21 protein-coding genes are annotated in these 26,080 nt (G+C 71.8%); 14 read left to right on the top strand and 7 right to left on the bottom strand.

Annotated features, from left to right (window positions below; genetic code table 11):
* Positions 1-40: 40 nt before the first annotated feature.
* From ACWDRW_RS26755 to ACWDRW_RS26700, 12 genes are all read left to right on the top strand, one after another.
* Entirely contained in the window at positions 41-1,372 is a 1,332-nt protein-coding gene (locus ACWDRW_RS26755) for an ABC transporter substrate-binding protein (protein WP_451726609.1), read from the top strand.
* Between the two features lie 6 nt (positions 1,373-1,378).
* A complete protein-coding gene (locus tag ACWDRW_RS26750; protein WP_451726607.1) occupies positions 1,379-2,314 on the top strand; it encodes a carbohydrate ABC transporter permease in 936 nt (311 codons plus the stop codon).
* Complete coding sequence (locus ACWDRW_RS26745) at positions 2,314-3,204, top strand: carbohydrate ABC transporter permease (RefSeq protein ID WP_451726605.1); 891 nt, start codon at positions 2,314-2,316, stop codon at positions 3,202-3,204. The genes ACWDRW_RS26750 and ACWDRW_RS26745 overlap by 1 nt, the downstream gene beginning before the upstream one ends.
* Before the next feature lie 5 nt (positions 3,205-3,209).
* Entirely contained in the window at positions 3,210-4,475 is a 1,266-nt protein-coding gene (locus tag ACWDRW_RS26740; RefSeq protein WP_451726603.1) for a 6-phospho-beta-glucosidase, read from the top strand.
* Complete coding sequence (locus tag ACWDRW_RS26735) at positions 4,472-5,437, top strand: N-acetylglucosamine kinase (protein WP_451726601.1); 966 nt, start codon at positions 4,472-4,474, stop codon at positions 5,435-5,437. The genes ACWDRW_RS26740 and ACWDRW_RS26735 overlap by 4 nt, the downstream gene beginning before the upstream one ends.
* Positions 5,438-6,303: 866 nt before the next feature.
* Entirely contained in the window at positions 6,304-7,674 is a 1,371-nt protein-coding gene (locus ACWDRW_RS26730; RefSeq protein ID WP_451726696.1) for a hypothetical protein, read from the top strand.
* 14 nt (positions 7,675-7,688) lie between these two features.
* On the top strand, positions 7,689-8,732 hold the full coding sequence (locus tag ACWDRW_RS26725) for a glutamate ABC transporter substrate-binding protein (RefSeq protein WP_451726599.1): 1,044 nt from the start codon (positions 7,689-7,691) through the stop codon (positions 8,730-8,732).
* Between the two features lie 58 nt (positions 8,733-8,790).
* Complete coding sequence (locus ACWDRW_RS26720; protein ID WP_451726597.1) at positions 8,791-10,122, top strand: hypothetical protein; 1,332 nt, start codon at positions 8,791-8,793, stop codon at positions 10,120-10,122.
* A complete protein-coding gene (locus ACWDRW_RS26715) occupies positions 10,119-12,593 on the top strand; it encodes a tetratricopeptide repeat protein (protein ID WP_451726595.1) in 2,475 nt (824 codons plus the stop codon). The genes ACWDRW_RS26720 and ACWDRW_RS26715 overlap by 4 nt, the downstream gene beginning before the upstream one ends.
* Positions 12,594-12,596: 3 nt before the next feature.
* On the top strand, positions 12,597-13,877 hold the full coding sequence (locus ACWDRW_RS26710) for a protein phosphatase 2C domain-containing protein (protein WP_451726593.1): 1,281 nt from the start codon (positions 12,597-12,599) through the stop codon (positions 13,875-13,877).
* A 102-nt stretch (positions 13,878-13,979) separates the two neighbouring features.
* Positions 13,980-15,326: a vWA domain-containing protein gene (locus ACWDRW_RS26705; RefSeq protein ID WP_451726592.1), complete on the top strand. Its 1,347-nt coding sequence runs from the start codon at positions 13,980-13,982 to the stop codon at positions 15,324-15,326.
* Between the two features lie 106 nt (positions 15,327-15,432).
* Entirely contained in the window at positions 15,433-16,791 is a 1,359-nt protein-coding gene (locus tag ACWDRW_RS26700) for an FHA domain-containing protein (RefSeq protein ID WP_451726591.1), read from the top strand.
* Between the two features lie 6 nt (positions 16,792-16,797).
* On the opposite strand, the gene ACWDRW_RS26695 is transcribed toward ACWDRW_RS26700, so the two are convergent.
* Positions 16,798-17,781: a methyltransferase domain-containing protein gene (locus tag ACWDRW_RS26695; RefSeq protein ID WP_451726590.1), complete on the bottom strand. Its 984-nt coding sequence runs from the start codon at positions 17,779-17,781 to the stop codon at positions 16,798-16,800.
* A gap of 93 nt (positions 17,782-17,874) precedes the next feature.
* Here ACWDRW_RS26695 and ACWDRW_RS26690 point away from each other — a divergent pair, with 93 nt between their 5' ends.
* A complete protein-coding gene (locus ACWDRW_RS26690) occupies positions 17,875-18,279 on the top strand; it encodes a globin (protein ID WP_062720712.1) in 405 nt (134 codons plus the stop codon).
* Between the two features lie 59 nt (positions 18,280-18,338).
* Here the strand turns inward: ACWDRW_RS26690 and ACWDRW_RS26685 are convergent, their stop codons facing one another.
* Genes ACWDRW_RS26685 through ettA form a run of 3 tightly spaced genes read right to left on the bottom strand, consistent with a single transcriptional unit; the run spans position 18,339 to position 21,109 of the window.
* On the bottom strand, positions 18,339-19,028 hold the full coding sequence (locus tag ACWDRW_RS26685; RefSeq protein ID WP_451726589.1) for a hypothetical protein: 690 nt from the start codon (positions 19,026-19,028) through the stop codon (positions 18,339-18,341).
* Entirely contained in the window at positions 19,025-19,438 is a 414-nt protein-coding gene (locus ACWDRW_RS26680; protein ID WP_451726588.1) for an acyl-CoA thioesterase, read from the bottom strand. The genes ACWDRW_RS26685 and ACWDRW_RS26680 overlap by 4 nt, the downstream gene beginning before the upstream one ends.
* A gap of 6 nt (positions 19,439-19,444) precedes the next feature.
* Entirely contained in the window at positions 19,445-21,109 is a 1,665-nt protein-coding gene (gene ettA / locus ACWDRW_RS26675) for an energy-dependent translational throttle protein EttA (protein WP_451726587.1), read from the bottom strand.
* Between the two features lie 190 nt (positions 21,110-21,299).
* Between ettA and ACWDRW_RS26670 the strand changes: the two genes are divergently transcribed.
* On the top strand, positions 21,300-21,683 hold the full coding sequence (locus ACWDRW_RS26670) for a hypothetical protein (RefSeq protein WP_451726586.1): 384 nt from the start codon (positions 21,300-21,302) through the stop codon (positions 21,681-21,683).
* A gap of 114 nt (positions 21,684-21,797) precedes the next feature.
* On the opposite strand, the gene ACWDRW_RS26665 is transcribed toward ACWDRW_RS26670, so the two are convergent.
* From ACWDRW_RS26665 to ACWDRW_RS26655, 3 genes are all read right to left on the bottom strand, one after another.
* Positions 21,798-23,237 carry a Cys-Gln thioester bond-forming surface protein gene (locus ACWDRW_RS26665; RefSeq protein WP_451726585.1) on the bottom strand — a complete coding sequence of 480 codons (1,440 nt, stop codon included), beginning with the start codon at positions 23,235-23,237 and terminating at the stop codon, positions 21,798-21,800.
* 253 nt (positions 23,238-23,490) lie between these two features.
* Positions 23,491-23,949: a single-stranded DNA-binding protein gene (locus ACWDRW_RS26660; RefSeq protein WP_451726584.1), complete on the bottom strand. Its 459-nt coding sequence runs from the start codon at positions 23,947-23,949 to the stop codon at positions 23,491-23,493.
* A gap of 223 nt (positions 23,950-24,172) precedes the next feature.
* Entirely contained in the window at positions 24,173-26,080 is a 1,908-nt protein-coding gene (locus ACWDRW_RS26655; protein ID WP_451726583.1) for a GTPase, read from the bottom strand.

The following is a 26,080-nucleotide window of genomic DNA, read 5'->3' as shown; positions in this document are numbered from 1 at the left end:
ACCGTCCCACCACCACCCTTCCCTCCAGGGAGACCTCGCCATGCCCATATCCACCCGAAATGCGGCTTGCGTCCTGACCGCGTCCCTCGCTCTGCTCGCCACCGCCTGCACCGGATCCTCGGAATCCGGGGCGAACGACGACCCGAACGCCGAGACCACGATCACCTTCTGGCACGGCTGGAGCGCGCCCGCCGAGGTGAAGGCCGTCCAGGAGAACGTGGACCGGTTCGAGCAGGCGCACCCGAACATCAAGGTGAAGGTCGTCGGCAACATCAACGACGACAAGCTCAACCAGGCGCTGCGCGCGGGTGGTTCGAACGGACCCGACGTGGTGTCGTCCTTCACCACGTCGAACGTCGGCAAGTTCTGCTCCTCGGGAGCCTTCCTCGACCTGAAGCCGTTCATCGAGAAGTCCGGGCTCGACCTGGACGCGATGATCCCGAAGCCGATGCTCGACTACACCCAGTTCGAGGGCAAGCGCTGCGCCCTGCCCCTGCTCGGCGACGCCTACGGCCTCTACTACAACAAGGACGCCTTCGCGGCGGCCGGCATCAAGGCCCCGCCGAAGACCTGGTCGGAGTTCGCCGAGGTGGCGAAGAAGCTGACGAAGCCCAAGGGCGACTCCTATGAACAGCTCGGGTTTATGCCGACCTACCACGGCTACGAGACGGTCGTCTCGCACTACATGTCCCAGTGGGACCACGCCTACTTCGACGCCGACGGCAAGTCGAACGTCGCCAAGGACCCGGCCTTCGCGGAGATGTTCACGTACCAGAAGAAGCTCGTCGACGACCTCGGCGGATTCACGAAGCTGGAGAAGTACCGCAACACCTTCGGCGACGAGTGGGGCGCCAAGCACCCCTTCCACACCGGCCAGGTGGCCATGCAGCTCGACGGCGAGTGGCGGCTGGGCATGGCCGAGGCCGCGGGGCTCGGCTTCGAGATCGGCACCGCGCCGCTGCCGGTCGCCGACGACGAGGCCGACGAGTACGGCAAGGGCTACCTCTCCGGCACGATCATCGGCATCGCCCCCCAGAGCAAGAAGCAGAACGCCGCCTGGGAGCTGCTGAAGTACATGACGACCGACACCGAGGCGGTCGTCGCCTTCTCCAACGCCATCCACAACGTGCCGTCCACCTTCGAGGCGCTGAAGTCCCCCGATCTGAAGACGGAACCGGCCTTCAAGACCTTCCTGGACATCGCCCAGCACCCGGAGTCCACGACCAGCCCGAACGCCGTCAACGGAGACGCCTACCAGCTGACCCTCCAGGACTTCAGCTACCAGTACGAGTCCGGCAAGGCCAAGGACCTCAAGGGGGGCCTGGCGAAGACCGCCGAGCAGATCGACCGCGACATCGAGCAGGCGAAGTAGCCGCCCATGTCCACGCTCGCCGTACGGCGCCGCAGATCCGCCCTGCGGACGCTGGCCTTCCTCTCCCCCTGGCTGATCGGCTTCTCGGTCTTCTTCGCCTACCCGCTGATCTCGACGGCGTACTTCTCGCTGATGAAGTACGACGGCTTCAACACCCCGGAGTTCCGGGGCCTGGACAACTGGAGTTACGTCTTCTCCGACTACCCCATGTTCTGGCCCGCGCTGGGGAACACCCTGTGGCTGGTGCTGGTGATGGTGACCTGCCGGGTGGCCTTCGGACTCGGGGTCGGCCTGCTCATCACGAAGATCAAGACGGGCGCGGGCGTGTTCCGCACGCTCTTCTACCTGCCCTACCTCGCCCCGCCCGTCGCCGCCACCCTCGCCTTTGTCTTCCTGCTCAACCCCGGTACGGGACCGGTGAACTCGGTCCTGGACGGCCTGGGCCTGCCCGCACCCGGCTGGTTCACGGACCCCGACTGGTCCAGGCCGGCGCTCACCGCGCTCGCCCTGTGGGGCGTGGGCGACCTGATGGTCATCTTCATGGCCGCGCTCCTCGACGTACCGAAGGAGCAGTACGAGGCCGCCGAGCTGGACGGTACGTCGGCGTGGCAGCGGTTCCGGTACGTGACGCTGCCGAACATCTCCCCGATCGTGCTGTTCGCGGTGGTCACGGGTGTGATCCAGACGATGCAGTACTACACCCAGCCGCTGGTGGCCGGGAAGGTCGCCTCCGGTGTCATCGGCGGGTCGGGGCAGTCCTTCGAGCCGGGCTACCCCGACAAGTCGACGCTGACGCTCCCCCAGCTCGTCTACAACCTCGGCTTCCAGCGCTTCGACTACGGCGCCGCCTGTGTGGTCGCGTTGGTCCTCTTCGCCCTCGCCATGGCGTTCACGGCACTGCTGATGCGCCGCCGCGGCGGGCTGCTCGGGGCAGGTGACTGATGACTCAAGTACTCGACAAACCCGTCCGGTTGAACCCTCCGAGCGAGGACGAACGCACCGCCCGGCGCCGCTCGCTGCTGGAGTGGATCGCGGTGCACGCCCTGGGCGTCGCGGCGGCGCTCTTCTTCACGCTCCCCTTCGTCTTCGTGGTCCTCACCTCCCTGATGAGCGACCAGCAGGCACTCACCCGCGACCTCGTCCCCGACACCTGGCAGTGGGACAACTACCGCCGGGTCTGGGACACCCCCGGCTTCCTCACCTGGTGGCGCAACACGCTCCTGTACGCCGGTCTCGGCACCCTGCTCACGGTCGTGTCGTCGCTCCCGGTGGCGTACGCGCTCGCCAAGTTCCGCTTCCGGGGCCGGAATCTGTCGCTGATGCTGGTCATCGCGATGATGATGCTGCCGCCGCAGGTCGTGATCATCCCGATGTACCTGTTCTGGGCGAAGCAGCTGGATCTGTCGGGCACCCTGTGGCCGCTGATCATCCCGATGGCGTTCGGGGACGCGTTCTCCATCTTCCTGCTGCGCCAGTTCCTGCTGACGATCCCGAACGAGTATCTGGACGCGGCCCGCGTGGACGGCTGCGGCGAGTTCAGGACGCTGCTGAGGGTCGTCGTCCCGATGGCGAAGCCGGGCATCGCCGCGGTGGCCCTGTTCCAGTTCTTCTACGCCTGGAACGACTACTTCGGCCCGCAGATCTACGCCTCCGAGAACCCCGGTGCCTGGACGCTCAGTTACGGCCTGGAGTCCTTCAAGGGCGCGCACCACACCGACTGGAACCTGACCATGGCCGCGACCGTGCTGGTCATGGCCCCCGTGATCCTCGTGTTCTTCTTCGCCCAGAAGGCGTTCGTCGAGGGCGTCACGCTGACCGGAGTGAAGGGCTGACTCTGATGAAACTGACCGTGGTCGGCGGAGGCTCGACCTACACGCCCGAACTCGTCGACGGCTTCGCCCGGTTGCGGGACGCCCTGCCGGTGGAGGAACTGGTCCTGGTGGACCCGGCGGCCGAGCGACTGGAGCTGGTCGGCGGTCTGGCCCGCCGGATCCTCGCCCGGCAGGGCCACCCGGGCCGGGTGGTGACGACGAGCGACCTGGACCGGGCGGTGGCGGACGCGGACGCGGTGCTGCTCCAGCTCCGCATCGGCGGCCAGGCGGCCCGCGACGACGACGAGACCTGGCCGCTGGAGTGCGGCTGCGTGGGCCAGGAGACCACCGGCGCGGGAGGCCTGGCGAAGGCGCTCAGGACGGTGCCGGTGGTGCTGGACATCGCGGAACGGGTCCGGCGGGCCAACCCGCGCGCGTGGATCATCGACTTCACCAACCCCGTGGGGATCGTGACGCGGGCCCTGCTCCAGGCCGGGCATCGCGCGGTGGGGCTGTGCAACGTGGCGATCGGCTTCCAGCGGCGGTTCGCGAACCTGCTGGGCGTGGCCCCTTCGGACATCCACCTGGACCATGTGGGCCTGAACCACCTCACGTGGGAGACGGGGGTACGGCTGGGCGGCCCCGAGGGCGAGAACGTCCTGCCGAAACTGCTGGCGGAGCACGGCGGAGGGATCGCGGACGACCTCCGGCTGCCGCGCCCGCTGCTGGACCGGCTGGGCGTGGTCCCGTCGTACTACCTGCGCTACTTCTACGCGCATGACGAGGTGGTGCGGGAACTGCGCGAGAAGCCGTCCCGGGCGGCCGAAGTGGCGGCGATGGAACGGGAGTTGCTGGAGCTGTACGCGGACCCGGCTCTCGACGAGAAGCCGGAGCTGCTCTCCCGCCGGGGCGGGGCGTACTACTCGGAGGCGGCGGTGGACCTGGCGGCGGCACTGCTGGGCGGGGGCGGCAGCCCGTACCAGGTGGTCAACGCCTACAACCACGGCACGCTGCCCTTCCTCCCGGACGACGCGGTGGTGGAGGTGCAGGCCGCGGTGAGCACCCAGGGGGCGGCGCCGCTGCCGGTGCCGGACGTGGATCCGCTGTACGCGGGACTGATGGCGAACGTGACGGCGTACGAGGAACTGGCGCTGGAGGCCGCGCTGCGGGGCGGACGGGACCGGGTGTTCCGGGCGCTGCTGGCGCATCCCCTCATCGGTCAGTACGCGTACGCCGAGACGCTCACCGACCGACTGATCGCACACAACCGGGAGCACCTCGCGTGGGCATGACGGGCAGTGTTCTCGCCGTCGACGCGGGGAACAGCAAGACCGACGTGGCGGTGGTCACGGCCGACGGCGAGGTGATCGGCACGGCGCGCGCGGGCGGGTTCCGGCCGCCGGCTGTCGGGGTGACGGCGGCGGTGGACAAGGTCGAGGAGGCGGTGCGGCGGGCCTTCGCGGAGGCGGGCGTCGACGCGGTGACGCATGTGTCGGCGTGCCTGGCGAACGCGGATCTCCCGGTGGAGGAGGAACAGTTGACGGCCGCGCTGGACGCGCGCGGGTGGGGTGCGACGGTCGAGGTCCGCAACGACACGTTCGCGATCCTGCGGGCGGGGGTGGCCGAGCCGCGAGGAGTGGCCGTCGTCTGCGGAGCGGGCATCAACTGCGTGGGCATGCTTCCCGACGGCCGCACGGCCCGCTTCCCGGCGCTGGGCCGCATCTCCGGTGACTGGGGCGGCGGCTGGGGCCTGGCGGAGGAGGCGCTGTGGCACGCGGCGCGGGCGGAGGACGGCCGGGGCGGGTGGACGGCACTGGCCCGCACGCTGCCGGCCCACTTCGGCCTGGCGGACATGCCCGCGCTGATCGAGGCCCTGCACCTGGAGCACATCCCGCAGAGCCGCCGGCACGAGCTGACCCCGGTCCTGTTCGCCACGGCCGTGACGGGCGACCGGGTGGCCGGCTCCCTGATCGACCGCCTCGCGGACGAGGTGGTGACGATGGCGACGGTGGCCCTGACCCGGCTGGACCTCCTGACGGAGGAGACCCCGGTAATCCTGGGCGGCAGTGTTCTGGCGGCTCGACACCCCCTACTGGACGGCCGCATAAGGGAGTTGCTGGCGGACCGGGCCCCGAAGGCGACCCCGAGCGTGGTGACGGCCCCACCGGTCCTGGGGGCGTTGCTGCTGGGGCTGGACCACGTGGGTGCGGGACCGGAACCGGAGAGAAGAGCACGGGACCACTTCGAACGGTGAGCACTTCGAGCACCGACGCCACGGCCGCCGCCCACCGGCTGAGCACCCGCGCACCGCCCGAGGTCTCGAACCACAGGGCGGCATGCCTTCCCCGCGCCACGGCCGTCCCCCACCCACACCACGGCCGTCCCCCACCAACACCAACCCTTCGCCCACCTGCGCCAGACCGGTCGCCCACCCACGCCACAACCATCGCCCACCGGCTGAGCACCTCGCGCACCGCCCGAGGTCTCGAACCACAGGGCGGCATGCCTTCCCCGCACCACGGCCGTCCCCCACCCACACCACGGCCGTCCCCCACCAACACCAACCCTTCGCCCACATGCGCCAGGCCGGTCGCCCACCCACGCCACAGCCATCGCCCACCGGCTGAGCACCCGCGCACCACCCGCGGTCTCGAACCGCAGGGCGGCATGCCTTCCCCGCACCACGGCCGTCCCCCACCCACACCACGGCCTTCGCCCACCGCACCACGGGACGTCCCCCACCCACACCAAGCCCGTCATCCACCCGCGCCAGGGCATTCGCTCACCCACGCCAAGCCCACCGCCCCCCGACCACCCACGCCACCGCCGTCACCCACAACGCCGAGCCCGCCGCCCACCGTCGCCAAGGCGCCGCGCCGGAGCCCCCCGCCTCCCCCCTCCCCGCACCGGACCGCCCCCGTCGGAACCGAACCGATTCGTGGGGCGTATTCATGGGCAGGGGGTGATCCGGGATACTGCGAGGCTGCCGGCGGACCCACCGTGACGAATGTCGGTCCCGCCAGTGATACTTGCGGGCGACGGATGACCATGGGGGAGGTCGAAGTGACACAGCCGGAGACACGTACCGCGCCACCACCACCGCAGCCCGGCGTGCCCACCATGCCGTCGGTGCCGCCGCAGCATGCGCGGAGCGTCCACACCGCACCGCCGGACACGCGCCGCACCGCCTTCGCCGAGGGCCTCGACCGGCTTCGGGCCGCCGCCACCACCGAGCCCGGCCGACTCCGCATCATCGGCGCGGTCCTCGCCCTCCTCGTCGTGGCCTTCGGCGCCGTCACCGCCTGGCAGGTCACCGAGCGCACCGCCGCCGCCGACGACGTCCTGCACAGCAGCCAGCCGCTCAGCTCCGACGCCGCCGACATCTACCGTTCGCTCGCCGACGCCAACACCGCCGCCTCCAGCGGCTTCCTGGCCGGCCGCCAGGAGACCGGCGTCAACCGCGTCCGGTACGAGAAGGGCATCCGCACGGCCGCCGAGAAGCTCGTCACGGCCGCCGCCAACTCCGACCCCGACTCCCCCTCCGCCCAGGCCATCGCCAAGCTCAACCGCCTGCTCCCGGAGTACAAGGGCCTCGTCGAACAGGCCCGCACCTACAACCGCCAGGGCTTCCCCGTCGGCGGCGCCTACCTGCGCTACGCCAACGAGAAGATGCAGCAGGAGATGCTCCCGGCCGCCGAGGATCTCTACAAGAAGGAGAACCAGCGGCTGCGCGCCGACTACGCCGACGCCACTCCGTACCCCTGGGCCGCGATAGCCCTCGGCGTCCTCGCGCTCGCCGCCCTCGCCTGGGCCCAGCACCGCAACTACCGCCGTACCAACCGCGTCCTGAACCACGGCCTGGTCGCCGCCACGGCCACCGCCACCGTGGTCCTGCTCTGGCTGGTGGTCGGCCACGCGGTGGCCCGCGCGAGCCTGAACGACTCCTACGACCACGGCGTGCGCTCGCTGAACGTCCTGCACGACGCCCGGATCGCCTCCCTGAAGGCCCGCGGCAACGAGAACCTGACCCTGGTCTCCCGCGGCGCCGAGACGAAGAAGGTCGGCGAGGAGACGTACGACGCCTACGACTACGACTTCCAGCAGGACATGGACACCCTCGGCAAGGGCCTCGCCCTCGCGGAGGACCTCGCCGACGACCGGGCGGGCGAGCAGCCGGTCACCGCGGCCGTGGGGAACATGGCGGAGTGGAAGAAGCGCCACTCGGCCGCCCGCGCGGAGGACGAGAACGGCGAGTACCAGCAGGCGTTGGACAAGGTGATCGGCGCCAAGGGCACCACCGGCGAGTGCTTCGACAGCGTCGACGCGAACCTCGCCCTCGCGCTGAAGCACGAGACGACCGAGTTCAAGTCGGCGGCCGGCGACGGCCGGGACGCGATGTCGGGCCTGACCACGGGCGCCGCCGTACTCGCCGTCCTGGGCGCGGTGGGCGCGGTCCTCGGCATCGGCCGCAGGCTGTCGGAGTACCGGTGAGAGGGGGCGTGACCATGCATGCGCGACGGCTGCGGGCCAGTCTGAAGGGCTGGGGCGGAGTGGGAGCGATGGCGGCGGTGTGCGCCCTGGCGGTGCTGCTCGCGCTGCTGTTGCCGCTCACGCAGGCCGCCGGGGACGGCAGTACCGGCGTCGGCGGTCAGGGCGTCGGGAAGGCGGGGCCCGCGCGCGCCGAGGAGGAGTGCGTGGACCCGGAGAAGCAGACGCTCTCCCCGTCCGGCGCGAACGGCCCCACCATCGAGGCGATCAAGAACCGGCAGGGCGAGAAGCGCAAGCTGATCGTCGGCGTCGACCAGAACAGCTACCGCTGGGGCTACCGCAACCCCAACAGCACCGGCACCGCTGAGCTGGAGGGCTTCGACATCGACCTGGTGCACCGGATCGCGGAGGACATCCTCGGCGACCCGGACGCGGTGCAGTTCAAGGCGATCCCCACCAACCAGCGCATCCCGGCGATCCAGGAGGGCCGGGTCGACATGGTGGTGCGCACCATGACGATCAACTGCGACCGGCTCGCCGACGTCGCCTTCTCCGCCCCCTACTTCAAGACCGGCCAACAGGTCCTGGCCCCCAAGTCCTCCCCTGTGACGGGCTACGACGACACCCTCGCCGACCGCACGATCTGCACCGCGGAGGGTTCGACGGCGTACTCCACCCTGGAGCAGGGCCGGAAGGACGGCGAACTGCCCCCTTCCGCCGACATCTCCCACACCGTGCCCAACCAGCTGGACTGCCTGGTCCGGCTCCAACTGGGCGAGGTGGACGCGGTGGTGACCGACGGCGCCCTCGCCGCGAGCCAGGCCGCGCAGGACCCGACGGTCGAGTTGAAGGGTGCCGCGTTCACCACCGAGTACTACGGCGTGGCGATGAAGAAGGACGCCGACGATCTGGTACGCCGGGTCAACCGGATCCTGGTGGACTATCGCAAGGACACCTCCGGCGGCTGGCAGGCGTCGTACGACAAGTGGCTCTCGGCGACACTGGGAGCGGAGTCGAAGGACTCGGAGCCGCCCGCACCGCAGTACCTCCGCACGAGCTGAACCGCACGTCCGAGCAACAACTCCCCCAGCCACACAACACAGCAGCGAGAGGTGATCGATGGGCGTCACGGGACCCCCCGGGCCGGTGATGGACCGGGACGAGGTGGACCGTGCGCTGGCGCGGCTCGGCGCGGAGCACGAGGCGATCGAGACCTCGCTGCTCGCCCTCCAGGACCACGCGGGCCGCCGACTCCTCGAAGGGGCCGAGCTGACCGGCGTCACCAAGGAGCGCTGGACGGCCGCCGAGGCATCGATCACCCTGCTGTGGGCCTACTTCGACGCCTACACGGCCGCCCTGCGCGGCGCTCGTGAGATCCGTTCCCGGCGTCGCTGGTCCAGCCGCGAGGACCTGGTGGAGCTGACCGAGCTGCTGCGCGGCGAGTCGGTCACGGTCGCCGGTGCCACCACCGCGACCGCCAACGCGCCCACCCTGCACGGCGGTTCGGGCAAGCTCAGCGAGCGGTTCTCGCTGGTGACGCTGGTGGACCGGATGAACGAGCTGTACGCGTCCTCGCTGGACATGGTGGTCGCCGCCGACGCGGTCTGGTCGGCGCTGCCCGCCCGGATCGATTTACTGGCCGCGGAGCTCCAGCGCACCCGCAAGCTCGCGCACTCCGTCGGCGTCCGCCCGGGCGAGCACCCGGCGGGCGACGATCTGGAGCGGATCACGCGCACGCTGACGAAGCTGCGCTCCGAGGTGGTCTCCGACCCGCTCGCCCACTGGCTGCCCACCCAGGGCAGTTCGGCCCCCGGCGGCGGCAAGCCGGACACCACGGTCTACGACCGTGAGGCGCGCGCCCTGGAGGACGTGCGCCGGGAGATCGACGCCGTGCTCACCGTCCGGCAGGACGCGGAGGCGCGGCTGGTGAAGCTGCGGGACGTGCTCTCCCGCGCGGACCGCACGCTCGCCGAGGCCCGCACCGCGCGCGGCGAGGTCCTCGCGAAGATCGCCGCCACCGAGGTGCCGGTCGTCAGCGGCCCGCCGACCGTGCTCCAGGAACAGCTCGCGACGGCCGCCGAGTACCGCAGGCACGGCCAGTGGCACCGTCTGTCGCCGCTGCTGGAGTCCCTGGAGCAGAAGGCGGAGGACGAACTGCTGCGCGCCCGCGAGTCGTTGACCGCGGTCACCGCGCCGCTCGCGGTCCGCGCGGAGCTGCGCGGCCGGCTGGACGCGTACAAGGCGAAGGTCGCCCGGCACGGCCTGGCCGAGGACCCGTTCCTGATCGAGCGGTACGACGCGGCCCGGCGCATGCTGTGGAGCGCGCCCTGCGACCTGCGGGTCGCGGAACAGGCCGTCCTGCGCTACCAGCAGGCGGCCGCCGAACAGCTGGGCGCCCCGCGTGTGCCGGGGCAGGGCGGCCCTGAGGACCGTCGGGGGGAGACGTCATGAGTCAGGCACAGCGGACCTGTCAGCGGCCCGGCTGCGAGGGCAGTTACGAGGACGTGGGCGGCGGCGAGCTGTACTGCGACACCTGCGGTCTGGCGCCGGTGGTCTCCGCCTCCGGCGCGGTCGGCTCCGCCCCGACCGGGGTGTCCGGCGGCGGCAAGGGCGGTTCCGGCAGTTCGAGTTCCCGCTCCAGCAGCCGCGCGAGTTCGCGTACGTCGTCGCAGTCGTCGAAGTCGCGCCGCTCGGTGTCCGGGCGGCTCTCGCGGTCGCTGTCCGGCCGGTCCACCGGTCGCTCGGTGTCGGTGCGCAGCTCCGGCGCGGCGGCGAGCGCCTCCGGCCGGGGGCGGATCGGGGTGGGCCTGGTCGACGTGCCGGACGTGCCGCGGCCCGACCCGCGCGCGATGGTCCTGGACAACCCCGAGGTGCCCGAGCGCAAGCGGTTCTGCTCGCGCTCGGACTGCGGGGCGCCGGTGGGCCGCTCGCGCGGTGACCGGCCGGGCCGTACGGAGGGCTTCTGCACCAAGTGCGGGCACCCGTACTCCTTCGTCCCGAAGCTGAAGTCCGGGGACGTGGTGCACGGCCAGTACGAGGTCGTGGGCTGTCTGGCGCACGGCGGGCTCGGCTGGGTCTACCTCGCCGTGGACCGCGCGGTCTCCGACCGCTGGGTGGTCCTCAAGGGCCTGCTGGACACCGGCGACCAGGACGCGATGGCCGCCGCGATCTCCGAGCGACGCTTCCTCGCGGAGATCGAGCACGCCAACATCGTGCGGATCTACAACTTCGTCGAACACCTCGACCAGCGCACCGGCTCCCTCGACGGCTACATCGTCATGGAGTACGTCGGCGGCAAGTCCCTCAAGGAGATCGCCAACGACCGCCGCACGGGCGCGGGCAAACGCGATCCGCTGCCGGTGGAGCAGGCGTGCGCCTACGGCATCGAGGCCCTGGAGGCGCTCGGTCATCTGCACAGCCGCAACCTGCTGTACTGCGACTTCAAGGTCGACAACGCCATCCAGACCGAGAGCCAGCTCAAGCTCATCGACATGGGCGCCGTGCGCCGCATGGACGACGAGGAGTCGGCCATCTACGGCACGGTCGGCTACCAGGCACCGGAGGTCGCGGACGTGGGCCCGTCGGTGGCCAGCGACCTGTACACCGTCGCCCGCACCCTGGCGGTGCTGACCTTCGACTTCCAGGGCTACACCAACGTCTTCGTGGACTCCCTGCCCGACCCGGACAACATCGAGGTCTTCCGGCAGTACGAGTCCTTCTACCGGCTCCTGGTGCGCGCCACGGACCCGGACCCGGCCCGCCGGTTCGCCTCCGCGCAGGAGATGGCGGAGCAGCTGACGGGCGTGCTGCGGGAGGTGGTGTCGCTCCAGACGGGACGGGCCAGGCCCGCGCTGTCGACGCTGTTCGGACCCGAAGTCAGGGTCACGGACACGGAGTTGTTCCCCAAGCTGGACGGCGAGGTCTCCCGGCTCGGGGCGCGGGACCGGAGTACGGCCGCCCCCGCCCTCTCCGCCGGCCTGGTCAAGCCTGTCGACACCGCCGCCGCGGCCCTCGCGCTGCCGGTGCCGCACGTGGACCCCGGCGACCCCAACGCCGGTTTCCTCGCGGGCCTGCTGGCCTCCGCGCCCGCCGAACTCGCCGGCGCGCTCGCCGCGGCCCCGGCGCCGTCCACCGAGACCCGGCTGCGGCAGGTGCGGGCCTGGCTGGAGAACGGCGACGCGGGCACCGCCCACCGGACCCTGCTGGATCTGGAGGCGGAGCGGCCCGACGACTGGCGGGTGGTCTGGTACCGGGGCGTGGCCGCCCTGGTGACCGGCGATCACGAGGGCGCCGCGCTCGCCTTCGACGCCGTCTACGACGCCTTCCCCGGCGAGCCCGCGCCCAAGTTGGCCCTCGGCCTGTGCGCGGAGGTGCTGGGCCAGCTCGACAACGCCGCCGAGTACTACCGCCTGGTCTGGTCCACCGATCCGAGCTATGTGAGCGCCGCGTTCGGCCTGGCGCGCGTCCAGCTCGCCACGGGCGACCGGCGCAGCGCCGTCACCACGCTGGAGTCGGTGCCGGAGAGCTCGATCCATTACACGGCCGCGCGGGTGGCGGCCGTACGGGCCCGGCTGCGGCAGCGCACGGCGGTCGCCGGTGACGTACCGTTCCAGGAGGACCTCACCGCCGCGGCCGGACAGGTGGAGGCGCTGCAGGCGTACGGCCTGGATCCGGCGCGCCGCGAGCAGTTGGCCGCGGAGGTGCTCGGCTGTGCCTTGGACTGGATACTCTCCGGTGGCCAAGGTTCCGTTCCCACCGCCGCCGGGGGACGGACGCTGCTCGGCAGCGGTCTGGACGAGCGGGGACTGCGGTTCGGCCTCGAGCGTTCGTACCGCATGCTGGCCCGGCTCGCGCAAGGCGGCGAGGAGAGGATCGACCTGGTGGAACGTGCCAATCGTTACCGCCCCCGGACGTGGGTGTAGTTGATGTCGCAGATGCCCCAGCAGGCCGCTCTGTCGAAGTGCCCGAGCTGCGCGGAACCGCTGCTCTCGGGTGACCGTTTCTGCGAGAAGTGCGGATACGACCTGTCCGCGCTCGCCGAGGCGCCGACCGCCGTGAACGGCACGGAACCGCCCCTGCCGGCCCCGCCGCCCGGCGCCGCCGACGTCGCCTGGCCGCACGCCTCCGAGCCGGACAGCTCCGACACCCCGCCGGCGGTCCATCTGCCCGGCGAGCTGCAGGGCCTGGAGTCGGACGGCCGCGGTCACTCGGGCGTGCGGTTCGACCGCGCGCCGGAGCCCGAGGAGTACCCGCTCCAGGCGCCCGACCCGCGGATCGCCCCCGCCGAGGCGGTGAAGACGTGCGTGGCCTGCCGGGCGGGGCGCGTCGACCACGACGGCTACTGCGAGAACTGCGGGCACGCCCAGCCCCGCGAGCGCGACCACATGGAGCAGGAGTGCGGCCCTCTCGCGGCCGTCAGCGACCGCGGACTGCGCCACCACCGCAACGAGGACGCCTTCGCCGTAGGGTGCACGGCCCTCGCCGACGGCTCCCCCGCCCTGCTGGCGGTCGTCTGCGACGGCGTCTCCTCGGCGACCCGCCCCGACGACGCCTCGCTGGCCGCGTCCCGGGCCGCGAGCGACGCGCTGCTGGCCGCCCTGCCGCAGGGCACCCATCCGCAGCAGGCGATGCACGAGGCGATCGTGGCCGCCTCCCGCGCGGTCAACGCGCTGGCCGGCGAGCCCGCTACCGCCCGCGAGCACGCCCCGCACCAGAACGCCCCCGCGTGCACCCTGGTCGGTGCCGTGATCACCTCGGGGCTGCTGGTCGTCGGCTGGGTCGGCGACAGCCGCGCCTACTGGGTCCCGGTGGACCGCAGCACACCCCCGGCCCGGCTCACCGAGGACGACTCCTGGGCCGCGCAGATGGTCGCCGCGGGCCTGATGAACGAGGCCGAGGCCTACGCCGACGAGCGCGCCCACGCGATCACGGGGTGGCTCGGCGCGGACGCCTACGAACTGGAGCCGCACACCGCTTCCTTCAAGCCGGACCGCCCTGGTGTGGTGGTGGTCTGCACCGACGGCCTGTGGAACTACGCCGAGGCGGCCGAGGAGATGGCCGACGTGGTGCCACTCGACGCGGCCGTACGGCCCCTGCACAGCGCCCAGGTGCTGGTCGGGCACGCGCTCGACGGCGGGGGCCACGACAACGTAACAGTGGCCGTGCTGCCGTTCCCGGCCCCGCCGATGGGGGCAGGATCGGCCTGAGGCCACGCAGCGGGGAACAGCCTCGACGGGCCGGAGGGGACCGGTCCGTCATCAGCCGTCACCCCACCCCGGTGGGGTGCTTCAGGGGGAGTCAGACAAGGCATGGCCATTTTCTCGAAGTCGAACGTGCCGCAGTTCTCGATGGACGTGTACCAGAACGAGTACCTCCCCGAGGGCGGCCGCGAGGTCAACGCCATCGTCACGGTCACCGCGACCGGCGGCGGCACGATCGGCAGCGCGGTCGCGGCACCCCACCTGTTCACGGCGGGCCAGGGCCCGTCCGCGGCGGTGGCGATCATGGTCGACTGCTCGGGTTCGATGGACTACCCGCCGACCAAGATGCGCAACGCGCGCGACGCGACGGCCGCCGCCATCGACACCCTGCGCGACGGGGTGCACTTCGCGGTGGTCGGCGGCACGCACGTCGCCAAGGAGGTCTACCCCGGCGGCGGCAGGCTCGCGGTCGCCGACGCCACCACCCGGGAGCAGGCCAAGCGGGCGCTGCGGGCGCTCAGCGCGGGCGGCGGTACGGCCATCGGCACCTGGCTGCGGCTCGCGGACCGGCTGCTGTCCTCCGCGGACGTCGCCATCCGCCACGGCATCCTGCTCACCGACGGCCGCAATGAACACGAGTCACCGGAGGATCTGCGGGCCGCGCTCGACGCCTGTGCCGGCCGTTTCACCTGTGACGCACGCGGTGTGGGCACCGATTGGGAAGTGAAAGAAGTCACAGGCATCGCCTCCGCGCTCCTCGGCACCGCCGACATCGTCGCCGACCCGGCGGGCCTGGCCGCCGACTTCACGCAGATGATGGAGACGGCGATGGGCAAGGAGGTCGCCGACGTCGCCCTGCGGGTGTGGACGCCGGTGGGCACGACCATCAAGTTCGTCAAGCAAGTCGCTCCAACGGTGGAGGAGTTGACCGACCGGCGGACCGAGTCGGGGCCGCGCTCGGGGGACTACCCCACCGGCTCCTGGGGAGACGAGTCCCGTGACTACCACGTATGTGTGGAGGTGCCGGCCGCCGACCTGGGCCGGGAGATGCTCGCGGCCCGGGTATCGCTGGTCGTCCCGCAGCCGGACGGCAGCGTCCAGAACCTAGGCGCGCAAGGCCTGGTACGGGCCGTGTGGACCGACGACATGGTCGCCTCGACGTCGATCAACCCCCAGGTCGCCCACTACACCGGGCAGGCCGAACTGGCACAAGCCATTCAACAAGGGCTCGATCTGCGCAAAGCGGGCGATATGGACGGGGCAACCGCCAAACTCGGCCGGGCCGTTCAGCTCGCCAGCGCCTCCGGAAACGCCGATACGGCGAAACTCCTTGCGAAGGTGGTGGACGTGGTCGACGCCGCGGCAGGTACTGTGCGACTGAAGGCGAAGGTCGCGGAGGCCGACGAGATGACTCTCGAGACCCGGTCCACAAAGACTGTTCGTGTAAAGAAGTGACACGACCGGCGCCTTGAGAAGTGCCCGAGCCATAACGCGAGCCTGACCCCTCGGGGTTGGAGAAATCCGGCCACAACGGCCGGAAAGGAGAGGGGGAAGCGCCGACATGCCGACCTGCCCGAACGGACACCAGTCGGGTTCCGACGACTGGTGCGAGGTCTGCGGTCACCGCATGGCGGGTGCCGTGCCTCCACCCCCTCCGCCGCCCCCGCCCGGCGGTGGCTACGGCTTCCCGCCGCCGCCCGGCGGCCCCGGTGGACAGCCCGGTGGCCCGCGGGGTCATCTGTCCGCCGTACCGGACCCCGAGCCGGAGCTGTGCCCGCAGTGCCGTACGCCCCGGGAGGGCGGTGCGCCCTTCTGCGAGGAGTGCCGGTGGAACTTCCTGACCAACACGGCGACCTCGTACACCCCGGCCGCCCCGCGCCCGCCGGCCCCCGGTCCCGGTCCCAGCCCGGCCGCCCGCTTCCAGCAGCCGCCCGGGCCGTCCTACGGCGGGGGTGACGCGTACGACTACCAGAGCTCCCGGCCGTCGCAGATGAACCGACCGGCCGAGCCGATCCCGCCGTTCGGGACGGATCCGTCCGCGGGACCGGGCGGACCTGGCGGCCCGGGTGCGCCCGGTGGTCCGGGTCCCTTCGGTGGACCCGGCGGTCCTGGCGGTTCCGGCGGTCCCGGTTTCGGCGGCCAGGGTGGCCCCGGAGGCCAGGGCCCCGGTGGTCCCGGTGGTCCGTCCGGCTTCGGTGGTGACCCCTCGCGTCCGGTCCCGCCCCCGCCCGGTCCCACGCCGCCCGCGGGTCCTGGCGGTCCCGGTGGCCCGGGTGGCCACGGCGGTCCCGGAGGCGCTCCGCAGGCGTTCCAGTCCCCTCCCCCGCCCGGCTTCCCGCAGGAGACGCACCGCCAGCAGCCCGGCGGCCCGTCCTTCGGCGGCGGCGAGGACGACTGGGTGATCTCGCCCCCGTCCGCCGGCGCCCCCGGCGGTCCGCCCCAGGGCGGCGGCTACGGCTACCCCCAGCCCGGCGTCGGCACCGCGCCGCCCGGACCGGCCTACTCGCAGCAGCCGGCTACCTGGACGGCGACGATCGGCCCGGACCGTGAGTACTTCATGGCGATGATGCAGCGCTCCGGCCCCGAGGCCGCGGGCCTGAACCTGCCCGCGTACTCGCCGGAGCAACAGCGCACGCTCACCGGCAACCAGGTCACCATCGGCCGCCGTCGGCACTCCACCGGCGACACCCCCGACATCGACCTGTCGGTGCCGCCGGAGGACCCGGGCGTCTCGCACCAGCACGCGGTGCTGGTCCAGCAGCCGGACGGCACCTGGGCGGTCGTCGACCAGAACTCGACGAACGGCACCACGGTGAACGGCTCCGAGGACCCGATCCAGCCGTTCGTCCCGGTACCGCTCCAGGACGGCGACCGCGTCCACGTGGGCGCGTGGACGACGATCACCATCCGCCGGGGCTGAGGCCCTTCACCGGAGGGGCCAGGCGTACGGCCCCTCCGGGTCGTCCAGCCAGGCCCACTGGCGTTCACCACTGACGGTGATGCCGTAGCGCCCGCGCTCGGGCGCGCCCTCGCGGTCCCACATCGCGTACGCCTCCTGCGGGTCCAGGCTGTCCCGGCTGAGCGCCAGCAGGAAGCGGAACAGCTCGTGCTCCCTGGCCCGGCGCGGCACTCCGCCGAGGGGTGCCGGTTCGGCGTCGGCCCGGTCGCCGCCGCGCAACGGGACGAAGTAGGCGGGCGTGTGCAGGAACCGGCCCTCGGCGCGCTCGGCGTCCTCGACCGTCAGGGTCAGCAGCCCGGTGGCCATCGGGGCCAGGATCCGGGCGCCGGCCCGGCACTGGGCGAGCCAGGCGCGCGGGATCGACGGCAGGGTGCAGGTCGCGATGATCCGGTCGAAGGGCGCGCGCTCCGGAGCGCCGCGGGCGCCGTCCCCGGTGAGGACGACGGGGTGGTGGCCGGCGACGGCCAGATGCCGCCGCGCGGACTCGGTGATCTCCGGGTCCAGATCGATGGTGGTGACGAGGTCGTCGTCGCCGAGCCGCCGGGCGAGCAGGGCGGCGTTGTACCCGGTGCCCGCGCCGATCTCCAGCACCCGGTCCCCGTCCTCGACTCCCAGGGCGGCCAGCATCATCGCCATCAGCGAGGGCTGGCTGCTGGAGGAGAGCAGCTCCCCGTCGCGCAGCCGGGTGGCGAGCGGTACGTCGGCGTAGGCGCCGCGCATCCAGTGCTCCCGGGCGACGGGGTCGGGGCTCTCGCCCCAGCGGCGCTCGTAGCCGCCGACGACACCGACGTAGTAGTACGGCACGAAGAGATGGCGCGGGACGGCCTCGAACACCTCCCGCCACACCGGGTCCCCGGCCCAGGCCCCGCTCCGGTCGATCTGCCGCACGAGTTCCGCCCGCGCCGTGGCGGCGAGGGCGTCGAGGTCCTTGTCGAGAGCGTGCGCGCTCATGCCTCCACTGTCCTGCGGGACGCGGCGCGGGGCGAGTGCCGGGAGGGTCCTAAGTCTGCGGTCCTCGGTCCTGGCGTCTGAGACCATGGGGAGGTGAATGAGATTCGGCGCGGCACGCTTCAGGAGCAGACCTTCTACGAGCAGGTCGGCGGGGAGGAGACCTTCCGCCGCCTCGTCCACCGTTTCTACGAGGGTGTCGCCGAGGACCCGATCCTCAAGCCGATGTACCCCGAGGAGGACCTGGGCCCGGCGGAGGAGCGCCTGACCCTGTTCCTGATCCAGTACTGGGGCGGCCCGACCACGTACAGCGAGAACCGCGGCCACCCCCGCCTGCGGATGCGCCACGCCCCCTTCACGGTCGACCGAGCGGCCCACGACGCCTGGCTGAAGCACATGCGGGACGCCGTCGACGAACTCGGCCTCTCCGAGGAACACGAGCGCACGCTGTGGAACTACCTGACGTACGCGGCGGCGTCGATGGTGAACACGGCGGGCTGACCGAAACCGGACGGGGACACCCCGCCGAGCGCAGACGCGCCCCCGACCCCGCCCCGAAGCTAGCGGGAGACGCTCACATCCAGCGCCCCGAGCCCCGCGCGCCGCACGGCGACGGACCCGTACGGCGTGCGCAACCGCAGCCACGCACCCGACGAGAACAGCGCGAGCGACGACTCGTCGGAGCCCTGCGCACCGGGGCGCAGGAAGCCGAGGGACTGTGCCGCGTGCACGGCCCGCACCGGCAGACGCGTGTCCCCGACGGCCCGGGACCAGATGTCCCGCCCGATCCGGTCGAGCTCGGCTCTGGTACGCCGCTCAGGACCCAACTCCTCGGTCCGCGCCCGGAATTCGGCGACCGCCGCACCGACCACGGCCCGCAACGCGTCGGGCGCCGGCAGCCCTGGCTCGGGACGCCAGTCACGCCGAGGGGGCAGCACACCGGCCCAGGGCGGACCGGTGACGGCGCCGGGAACGACGGCCGTGGCCGCCGACTCGTCCACCGCCTCCAGGAGCTCCCCGGCGGACACGGTCAGGTCCAGAGTGACGTCGAGGCCGTTCTCGTACGGCTTGGCCAGCCGTGCCGTCCGGATCGCCAGGACCTCGAAGGACGGCGGCCGCCCGAAGACGGCGAGCGCGGTACCGGCCGCCTGGAGGCGTACCGCGGCTCCACGGTCGTAGTGGAGCAACCGGGAGAGGAAGGCGACGAGGTCCGCCGCCTCCCCCTCGTCGGCGAGGTGGAGCACCGTCATGCGGCGACGGCCTCCTCCTCGTCGTCGTCCGTGTACTCGCTGAGGAACTCGCGCTCCTCCTCGGTGATCCGACGGGGCCGCTGGGCCTCGAAGTCGAACGGCACTATCACCGTCGACGCCCGGACGTAGATCTCATCACCGTCCTTGACCTCGTAGGACAGGGTGAAGGAGGCGGCCCTTATCTGGGTGACCCACAGCTCGATGTCCACCGGGTGGTGGCGGTGCACGAGCTGCCGCTTGTAGTCGATCTCATGGCGCGCCACCACGGACCCCTGCTGGAAATCCCTGTCCGGGCGGAACAGGAAGTCGATACGGGCCTCCTCCAGGTAGCGGAGGAAGACCACGTTGTTGACGTGGCCGTACGCGTCCATGTCCGCCCAGCGCAGCGGGCAGCGGTAGATGTGCCGCAAGATCGATCAGCCCCGGGTCAGCTTCTTGTAGGTGGCACGGTGCGGACGGGCCGCGTCCGCACCGAGGCGCTCGATCTTGTTCTTCTCGTAGGACTCGAAGTTGCCCTCGAACCAGAACCACTTGGACTCGCCCTCGTAGGCGAGGATGTGGGTGGCCACCCGGTCCAGGAACCAGCGGTCGTGGGAGACGACCACGGCGCAGCCCGGGAAGTCGAGCAGGGCGTTCTCCAGGGAGGACAGGGTCTCGACGTCGAGGTCGTTGGTCGGCTCGTCGAGGAGCAGCAGATTGCCGCCCTGCTTGAGGGTGAGCGCGAGGTTGAGCCGGTTGCGCTCACCGCCGGAGAGCACCCCGGCCGGCTTCTGCTGGTCGGGACCCTTGAACCCGAAGGCGGAGACGTACGCGCGGGACGGCATCTCGACCTGGCCCACGTTGATGTAGTCGAGCTCGTCGGAGACGACCGCCCACAGGGTCTTCTTCGGGTCGATGTTCTCGCGGCTCTGGTCGACGTAGGAGATCTTGACCGTGTCGCCGACCTTGATGGAGCCGGAGTCCGGGGTCTCGAAGCCCTGGATCATCTTGAAGAGGGTGGTCTTGCCGGCACCGTTGGGGCCGATGACACCGACGATGCCGTTACGCGGGAGCGTGAAGGAGAGATCGTCGATGAGGACCTTCTCGCCGAAGGCCTTGCTGAGGTTGTTGACCTCCACGACGATGTTGCCGAGCCGCGGGCCCGGCGGGATCTGGATCTCCTCGAAGTCCAGCTTCCGCATCTTCTCGGCCTCGGCGGCCATCTCCTCGTAGCGGGCCAGACGCGCCTTGGACTTGGCCTGCCGCCCCTTGGCGTTGGAGCGAACCCACTCGAGTTCCTCCTTGAGCCGCTTGGCCCGCTTGGCGTCCTTCTGCCCCTCGACCTTGAGACGGGTCTGCTTGGTCTCGAGGTACGTGGAGTAGTTGCCCTCGTACGGGTAGGCGCGACCGCGGTCGAGCTCGAGGATCCACTCGGCGACGTTGTCGAGGAAGTACCGGTCGTGGGTGATGGCCACGACGGTGCCCGCGTACTTGGCGAGGTGCTGCTCCAGCCAGTTCACGGACTCGGCGTCGAGGTGGTTGGTGGGCTCGTCGAGCAGCAGCAGGTCCGGGGCTTCCAGCAGCAGCTTGCAGAGCGCGACGCGACGCTTCTCACCACCGGAGAGGTTGGTGACGGGCCAGTCGCCGGGCGGGCAGCCGAGGGCGTCCATGGCCTGCTCGAGCTGGGCGTCGAGGTCCCAGGCGTTGGCGTGGTCGAGCTCCTCCTGGAGCTTGCCCATCTCGTCGAGCAGCGCGTCCGAGTAGTCGGTCGCCATCAGCTCGGCGATCTCGTTGAACCGGTCGAGCTTGCCCTTGACCTCGGCGACACCCTCCTGGACGTTCTCCAGGACGGTCTTGTCGTCGTTCAGCTTCGGCTCCTGCATGAGGATGCCGACGCTGTACCCGGGCGACAGGAAGGCGTCCCCGTTGGAGGGCTGCTCGAGCCCCGCCATGATCTTCAGCACGGTCGACTTACCGGCACCGTTCGGGCCGACAACGCCGATCTTCGCTCCGGGGAGGAAGTTCAGGGTGACGTCATCGAGGATCACCTTGTCGCCGTGCGCCTTGCGCGCCTTGCGCATGGTGTAAATGAACTCAGCCAAGAGAAACCGTCCGGCAGCTTGAAATCTGGCAGTGGGCAGATACACCCCATCTTGCCCGACTGCTACCCCTGGGGGGAAACCCGTATAGTCGGGCGCCTCTGACCTGGGGTTTTGTCGTTGGCAGGGCAGGCTCACGGTCCCCCTGGGCGCACGGGCGCATCGAGTGGGCTCGTTGTCAGTGCTCACGGCTATGGTGCGTGCGCCATCACGGCGACGCTCCGGGGAGGGGCTTCGGGAGCCAAGACCGGACTGCTGGTGTACGCCGACGGGGAGGTGCCGGGGCTGCCTCGTCGACTGTCTGGCGTTCGCCGTCTGGGAGGACGGGCACCTGATCCGCTCCCTGGGCGAGGACGCGCTCCGAGCGCTGTGCGGCTTCGTCCAGGAGGGCCGCCCCGACCCGAACGACATCGACGCAGCCACCATCCGCCTCCACGGCTTCCGGGTACGGAAACCCCAGGGCCCCGACCCCGCGAAGCAGGAAGCACTACTGCGCAGGGCTACGGAGTCCATGGGCCCACCGCGCTTCTCCACGACGGGCCCTGACGGCTCGCTGACCGCGCTCGACGGCCCGTGACCAGGGCCCGGGGGAAGTGCCCTGAGGCGCCTGACACATGGGCTACGCCCCAGCCGAGGCGGCCCTCCGGCTGGTCCGCGCCGAGGCAGGTCCGGCCGGCGGCCTCGGCGAGCGTCAGTCCTGGTTCGGGGGCCTGCGGTGGCGGACGATCAGCAGGGACGCGCCGCCGAGGAGGACCAGGCCTATGGCCACGCCCGCGATCACCGGGGTCGCGTTGGAGCTGCCTGTCGCTGCGAGGTTGGTGTCGTCGGCGGTGCCGCCGACCGTCGCGGGGCTGGGTTCCGTCAGGGTCTGGGTGGTCGTGTTGTCCGCCGATTCCGCCAGTTCCGCCAGCTCCGCCGCCTGGGTCATGCAGTCCAGGACGCCCGTGAAGCGCTGCGAGAAACCGCTGGGGCCCTCGATCGTGAAGTCGTAGGCCTGGTCCTCCTGGAGCGGGATCGTCACCGTGCGGGACTCGCCCGGCGCGATCGCGTACTCGACGCCCAGCAGCTCGAAGGAGAACTTCTCGTCGCCCTCGTTGGCGGCGGTGAGGTCGACGCCGCCCTTCGCGCAGTTCTTCGTCGCCGAGAGCGCCGGTATCGCCCCCTTCTCCGCCCAGGTCGCGCTCGCCGTGGCGGACACCGTCGACTCGCTGGAGCCCGCCAGGATCTGCGTCTGGCTGCGGCTCTCGGAGGTGAAGGCGCGGCCCACCGGCACGGTCGTGGTGGTCTGCACGGTCAGCTTCGCCGTACCCGCCGCCGCGTCCTCGGGCACGTCGAAGTAGATCTGGCCGCCGTCGGTGGTGGCGGTGACGGGCCGTCCCGCCTTGTCCACGATCCTCACGCCGCTCATCGCCGCGTCCGCCGGCGGCAGCACCCGCACCCCGCCCGCGCCCGTGTGCACGGTCACCGGTCCGAGCCGCTCACCGGGGCGTCCGGAGAGCGCCGGCGGGTCAAGGGTCAGCGACGCCTCGGGCTCGGCCGTGTCGCGGGCGCTCTTCTCCAGGTAGTCGGCGAGCTTCTCGGCCTGCGGGTCGACGGCGTCGACGTCCGCGCCGTCCGAGTAGCGCCAGACGGCCACCTGGGTGCCGGCCGCCGCGTCCTGCTCGGTGAGACCGCCCCGGACCCCCGCCTTCCGGGCGAGCGCCGCCAGGTCGTTCACCTGCGGGTAGGAGTTCTGCAGGATCCAGCGGATGCGGCCCGAGTTCGCGTTGGCGCCGAGCGAGGTCCCGCTCCACGGCGTCTCGTGATACTTGGCGTCCTTCTGCGTGGGGTTGAACAGGTCCACGCAGTACGTCTGCAGGGTGCCGCCGCCGTCCACGGACATCTCGAACAGGCCCGCCGAGATCTCCTGGTCGCCCGTCTCGGCGTGTATGACGGCGGTGCCGTAGGTCTTCAGGCCGCCTATGGTCGCGGTCGCCCCGCCCTCGTTCCGCGTCCCACCGTCCGCGGCGGCAGCCTGGCCGGCACCAGCCACCAGCGCACCGGCGGTGACCAGGCCGGACACCAGCGTCGCGGCGCCGAGCCGGGCCGCCCCTCGCCCGCGCCCGGACAGCGCGGAGAAAGAACAAAGCACAGAATTCCCCTTCGAGCAGGACCCGTTGACGTGGGGGGTACGGTCCCACCAGCAGAACTTCAAGCCCCGAGAGCCTTGTTCGGCATCCTAAGGACCGGGCGCACCACGCTTCCCAGGGATCCCGTGGGACAAGCGATCCGACTCGGAATCGTTATCGCCGCGTCCTGCCGCGAACAGGGCTTATCGACAAATCCACCGTGCGCACTCCCCGATAAGCCGCAGTTCGGTCAGACCACCCTCCACAGCTCTGACGTCACGTCATCACCACCGGTTCCGCGCCCGGTTGATCCGCCGGTTGCGGAGTCTCCCAGTCCGGCTCGGGACGCGGCGGCGGTCCGCTCACCGCCGGTTCCGGCCGGCCCGGGCGGCGGAAGACGGACGTACCCCGCGCGAGGTCGTGGCCGATCGCCACCGCCTCGATGTCGGCCGACGTCCAGGTCTGCTGCTCGCGCACCTCCGAGCGCACCTTCAGCCTGCCCTGCACCAGCACCGGGTCGCCGACGGTCAGCGAGGCCGCCGCGTTCGTCGCGAGTTGCCTATTGGCCCACACCGTGAAGAAGTTGGTGTGCCCGTCCGTCCACTCGTTCTTCTCACGGTCCAGATAGCGCGCGGTCACCGCCAGCCGGAACCGCGCGGACGGTCCCGTCGCGACCTCCCGGTACACCGGCTGCGTGGCCACGTTCCCCACGACCGAGATGATCGTCTCGTTCATCGTGCACCCCTCCCTCGCCCGGGCTCCGGGCCCGAGCGGATACGCCGACGGGCCCGTCCCGTACGGCTGCGTCCGTCGCACCGACGACCGCGTCCCTCGCGAATCGCCGTGCGGCCAGACTGCCTCCGCCGAGCCGAGCCCGCCGAGCGCTGTGGATCAACCCCCAGCCTGTGGATAACCCCGTCACCCGAACGACCCGTTCCGCATCACGCGGAGCCGGACGTCACCCCACCCCCACCCCCGTAACCCGCCCGTACTGCTCCCGCACCTCCCGATACCGCAGCAACTCCGCCGCCAGCGGGTCCAGCACCCGCGCCCGCCCGCACCCCGCGGCCGCCTCCCGCAACCGCCGTTCCGCCTCCAGCCCGTACCGCCGGGCCGGCCCCCGCGCCGCCATCCGGCAGCTCCACTCCACCAGTGGTCCGCCGACGATCCCGGCCACCATCAGCAGCACCGGCACGCCCAGGTTCGGCGCCATGACGCCCACGATCTGGCCGACCAGCCACAGGCCGCCGATCACCTGGAGGAGTGTCATGGAGGCCTGTACCAGCACGGCCGCGGGCCACCAGCCCGGCCGCGGCGGCCGCCCGGGAGGCAGTCCGGCCCGCGCGGCCAGCTCGTCCAACGCCTCGGGCAGCCCCTGCGAGCCGCGTACGGCGGCCTCGCGCACGGCCTGCGCCCACGGTGTCGGCAGCCCGGCGGAGGCCCGCTCCGCGACCGTGCGCACCGCCTGTTCGACGCGCTGACGCGCGGTGGCCTCCTCGTCCGCCTGCGCGCGCAGCGGAAGCCGTCCGGTGGGGGGTTCGCGTCGGTCCTGGTACCAGCGCCACAGCCGTAGCCAGGGCGTGCCGCAGGCACGGTTGGCGTTGCGCAGCCAGGCGCGTTCGGCGGCCTCGCCCGCCGCGGTGGCGCCGACGGCGTCCGCGAGCCGGGCGGCGAACTCGTCGCGCGCCTCCTCGCTGAGCCCGGTGCGCTGGGAGGTGGCGTAGACGGGCCGCAGGTGCCACGCGGCGGCGTCCACGTCCGCGGAGATCCTGCGCGCGGCGGCGCCTCGCTCCGTCACGAACTGGCCGAGCAGTTCGCGCAGTTCGCCGACGCCGTCCCCGGTGAGCGCGGACAGCGCGAGCACGGTCGCGCCCGGTTCGCCGTACTCGCCGAGCGCGATGCCGTCGTCGTCGAGCAGCCGCCGCAGATCGTCGAGGACCTGGTCGGCGGCCTCCCCGGGCAGCCGGTCGGTCTGGTTGAGGACGACGAACATGACCTCGGCGTGCCCCGCCATGGGCCGCAGGTAGCGCTCGTGGAGGACGGCGTCGGCGTACTTCTCCGGGTCCACGACCCAGATCACGGCGTCGACGAGGGCGAGCACCCGGTCCACCTGCTCGCGGTGCTGCACGGCAGCCGAGTCGTGGTCGGGCAGGTCGACGAGGACCAGTCCGCGCAACTGCCCCTCGGCGTCCGCGTGCTGCGCGGGACGCCGGCGCAGCCGCGGCGGAATGCCGAGCCGGTCGATGAGGCTCGCCGCTCCGTCGCTCCAACTGCACGCGATGGGCGCGGAGGTGGTCGGCCGGCGCACGCCCGTCTCGGAGATGGTCACCCCGGCGAGCGCGTTGAACAGCTGCGACTTCCCGCTGCCGGTGGCGCCCGCGATGGCGACCACGGTGTGCTGCCCGGAGAGCCTGCGCCGCGCGGCGGCCTCGTCGAGCACCCGCCCGGCCTCGGCGAGGGTGCGGCTGTCGAGCCGGGTCCGGGACAGCCCCACCAGTTCCCGCAGCGCGTCGAGCCGCGACCGCAGGGCTCCGTCGTACGCCAGTGGCGCGGCCGTCTGCGGGGCGGAGGCCCGCGTCTCCACCACGGCGGCGGGCTGCTCCCCGGCGGCCGTCTCGTTCACCCGCCGCGCGATCAGCCCGTCGTCCCACGCGGGGCCGCTCTCGGCCTCCACGCGCGCGTGCTCGTCGTCATCGGCGTCCGCACCGGCCTCGGGCTCGCCGCCGCTCTCCTCGGCCGTCTCGGTTTCTACGGCCTCCTCGGCGGCCTTCTCCTCCTGCGCGCCCTCGGGAGCGTCCTTTTCGGCGCCCCCCTCGGCGGGCTCCGTGTGCCCCGGGTCGTGGTCCTGATCAGTCACGGCGGTCAC

This window comes from Streptomyces sp. NPDC003635 (assembly GCF_053587635.1).
The sequence above is the reverse complement of the archived record's forward strand: the minus strand, read 5'-3'. Positions and strand labels throughout refer to the sequence as shown.

Coding starts and splice junctions, on each gene's coding strand:
- ACWDRW_RS26755 (WP_451726609.1), top strand. CDS start 41: ATGCCCATATCCACCCGAAATGCGGCTTGCGTCCTGACCGCGTCCCTC.
- ACWDRW_RS26750 (WP_451726607.1), top strand. CDS start 1,379: ATGTCCACGCTCGCCGTACGGCGCCGCAGATCCGCCCTGCGGACGCTG.
- ACWDRW_RS26745 (WP_451726605.1), top strand. CDS start 2,314: ATGACTCAAGTACTCGACAAACCCGTCCGGTTGAACCCTCCGAGCGAG.
- ACWDRW_RS26740 (WP_451726603.1), top strand. CDS start 3,210: ATGAAACTGACCGTGGTCGGCGGAGGCTCGACCTACACGCCCGAACTC.
- ACWDRW_RS26735 (WP_451726601.1), top strand. CDS start 4,472: ATGACGGGCAGTGTTCTCGCCGTCGACGCGGGGAACAGCAAGACCGAC.
- ACWDRW_RS26730 (WP_451726696.1), top strand. CDS start 6,304: ATGCCGTCGGTGCCGCCGCAGCATGCGCGGAGCGTCCACACCGCACCG.
- ACWDRW_RS26725 (WP_451726599.1), top strand. CDS start 7,689: ATGCATGCGCGACGGCTGCGGGCCAGTCTGAAGGGCTGGGGCGGAGTG.
- ACWDRW_RS26720 (WP_451726597.1), top strand. CDS start 8,791: ATGGGCGTCACGGGACCCCCCGGGCCGGTGATGGACCGGGACGAGGTG.
- ACWDRW_RS26715 (WP_451726595.1), top strand. CDS start 10,119: ATGAGTCAGGCACAGCGGACCTGTCAGCGGCCCGGCTGCGAGGGCAGT.
- ACWDRW_RS26710 (WP_451726593.1), top strand. CDS start 12,597: ATGTCGCAGATGCCCCAGCAGGCCGCTCTGTCGAAGTGCCCGAGCTGC.
- ACWDRW_RS26705 (WP_451726592.1), top strand. CDS start 13,980: ATGGCCATTTTCTCGAAGTCGAACGTGCCGCAGTTCTCGATGGACGTG.
- ACWDRW_RS26700 (WP_451726591.1), top strand. CDS start 15,433: ATGCCGACCTGCCCGAACGGACACCAGTCGGGTTCCGACGACTGGTGC.
- ACWDRW_RS26695 (WP_451726590.1), bottom strand. CDS start 17,781: ATGAGCGCGCACGCTCTCGACAAGGACCTCGACGCCCTCGCCGCCACG.
- ACWDRW_RS26685 (WP_451726589.1), bottom strand. CDS start 19,028: ATGACGGTGCTCCACCTCGCCGACGAGGGGGAGGCGGCGGACCTCGTC.
- ACWDRW_RS26670 (WP_451726586.1), top strand. CDS start 21,300: ATGGTGCGTGCGCCATCACGGCGACGCTCCGGGGAGGGGCTTCGGGAG.
- ACWDRW_RS26660 (WP_451726584.1), bottom strand. CDS start 23,949: ATGAACGAGACGATCATCTCGGTCGTGGGGAACGTGGCCACGCAGCCG.